The sequence below is a fragment of the Nonomuraea zeae genome (assembly GCF_005889725.1).
Lineage (GTDB): Bacteria > Actinomycetota > Actinomycetes > Streptosporangiales > Streptosporangiaceae > Nonomuraea > Nonomuraea zeae.
The window spans coordinates 1-538 of sequence record NZ_VCKX01000746.1 but is presented as its reverse complement, the minus strand read 5'-3'; the positions used below and the strand labels follow the sequence as shown (position 1 = coordinate 538).

Genomic DNA, 538 nt, shown 5'->3' with positions numbered 1-538 from the left:
CGCCCGGACCCCGAGCGCCGCTACACCCCTCGCGAACAGGCCGACGGCCAGCACCTCATCGACGTCCACGACCACCTGCGCGCCGAGCTCGCCCAGCTGCGCGACCTCGTCGACCAGGTCGCCGCCGGCACGCTCGACGCGGGCGCGGCCCGCTCCCACATCAACACCATGACCATGCGCCAGAACAACTGGACCCTCGGCGCCTACTGCGAGTCCTACTGCCGGCTCGTCACCATGCACCACTCCGGCGAGGACGCCGTCGTCTTCCCCCGCCTGCGCCGCGCCGAGCCCGATCTCACCCCCGTGCTCGACCGCCTCGCGGAGGAGCACCAGGCCATTCACAAGATCATCGAACGCGTCGATCGCGCTCTCGTCGCCTTCGTCACCGACCCGGGCGGCCTCGACCACCTGCGCGCCACCGTGGACCTGCTCACCGACAGTCTGCTGTCCCACCTGTCGTACGAGGAGCACCAGCTCGTCGAGCCCCTGGCGCGGCACGGCCTCTGAACCCCACCCCCGCCCCGGCGCGCGCGTAGTG

The 538-nt window shown here is 71.9% G+C and carries 1 protein-coding gene; it reads left to right on the top strand.

Annotated elements, in window-relative coordinates:
• On the top strand, positions 1–507 hold a 507-nt coding region (locus tag ETD85_RS62720; protein ID WP_138699155.1), incomplete at its 5' end, for a hemerythrin domain-containing protein.
• Positions 508–538: the final 31 nt, after the last annotated feature.